Here is an 876-nt window from a genome sequence, read left to right as displayed (position 1 = left end):
GGTGTAGGTGATGCCGCGGTACTTGCCTGAGCTCGCGCTGGCAATGTTCCCGTTCGCGTCGAAGCCGTAGGTGTTAGCGGCTGCGCCTTCGATCGATTGAACGGCATGAGGTCGAACGGAGTTGGCCCCCTGCGCGCCGTAGCTGTACGCCCCCACATCGCTCTTGTAGAGGATGCTGCCCAGCGCGTTGTATTGCAGGCTGACCGTCCGGACCAAACCGCTGATCGCGGGAGCCGCCACCGTGTAGCGCTGCAGCCGGCCGAGCACGTCGTGCTCGAAGTTCTCGGTCACCGCGCCTGTGCTGCCATCCCCATTCGCATCGTTGCGGTTCGTCAGCCGGYCCAGGCTGTCCCAGACGTAGCCGTGGTTCAGCACGGTGGTCRCACCCGCCTTGCCCGACACCAGGCCGCTGGCCCGGCCGGTTGCGGCCTCGTAGGCAGAGGTGCTCACCACGGCACTGCTGTACTTCTGCTGCTCCAGCCGGTCCCACGCGTTGTAGGCCTGCGCCTGCCACAGCACCGTGCCCGCCGGCAGCGTCGTGCTCGGGCCTGGCGTGCCGCCCGGCGTGGCGGGCAACGGGTTCACCGTCACCGCCGTCGCCAACGACACCGTGCCGAGGAACCCCTTCGGCGTGTAGCCGTAGTTCACCGTCAGCCCGGTCGACCAGGTCTGCGTCGCCTGCCGGCCGTTCGCGTCGTAGCTCAGCGCGCTCGCAAAACTCGGCCCGTTCGCCACGGTCGTGCGGTTACTGACCAGCCGGCCCAGGCTGTCGTACACCCACTGCTGGCTCATGTCGGTGCTGGCGCTCGTCGCGCACAGCTTGCCGATGCCCATCGCGCAGTTGTCGTAGGTCCAGGTGCTGCTGTACTCCGGCTC

Annotated in this window: 1 pseudogene; it reads right to left on the bottom strand. The window is 67.8% G+C overall.

Annotation, left to right across the window (positions count from 1 at the left end):
- Positions 1–876, bottom strand: a pseudogene (locus tag AC1D01_RS36815) (hypothetical protein); the annotation flags it as partial.

Source organism: Rhizobacter sp. P3_B12 (assembly GCF_056402895.1).
This window is presented reverse-complemented; position numbering and strand designations above follow the sequence as displayed.